This window comes from Piscibacillus sp. B03 (assembly GCF_052246295.1).
GTDB lineage: Bacteria > Bacillota > Bacilli > Bacillales > Alkalibacillaceae > Piscibacillus.
Window position 1 is genome coordinate 1 of sequence record NZ_JBQQCO010000104.1, and the last position, 537, is coordinate 537.

Consider the following 537-nt stretch of genomic DNA (forward strand, 5'->3'; position numbering starts at 1 on the left):
AGCAGGCTTATCCCTGCTCTTCGACTTTCTTAATTAATGGTCGTCCTGCTTTGTTATGAGAAGAAGATAATTCATCTAATCGTTCTTGACTTACCTTCTTATTGGCAGGTTTCGGGAAACGATCACCTTTGAAGTATTCTTTATCTTCTTCTAAATCTCGAAAGCTTTCGATCACTTCATATTTTGCTTTGGCCATATTCGCCACCTCCTGTATCGCTTCAACATATTTAATGGATGCTTTGGTTGCATCAACGTGATTAAATGAATCATGAAATGGTTTTTTATGCGTGTACTTGCCTTTAAAAAATAATGGCTGGTGATCATTGAGAACACCAGCATTATGATATATTTTCTTTTTAAAGTATTCGCTCACATCATCTGTTGGCCAACTAAAATCAAGCTCACTTGATACGACAACGTCTTTATTGAAGTCATAGACATTCCAAAGTTGAGCCCACATTTCAGCACACCATTTTTGAATATCCGTTTTGGATTGACTCAATAACTTGTAAAGCGTTATAGAATCACGATACACCT

General features: G+C 36.5%; 1 protein-coding gene. It reads right to left on the minus strand.

The features are described from left to right. Positions 1–7: 7 nt before the first annotated feature. Entirely contained in the window at positions 8–196 is a 189-nt protein-coding gene (locus tag ACTWQB_RS17415) for a hypothetical protein (protein WP_443140295.1), read from the minus strand. Positions 197–537: the final 341 nt, after the last annotated feature.

Bases quoted from the DNA above. Each gene is read 5' to 3' on its own strand.
- ACTWQB_RS17415 (WP_443140295.1), bottom strand. From the start codon at position 196: ATGGCCAAAGCAAAATATGAAGTGATCGAAAGCTTTCGAGATTTAGAA.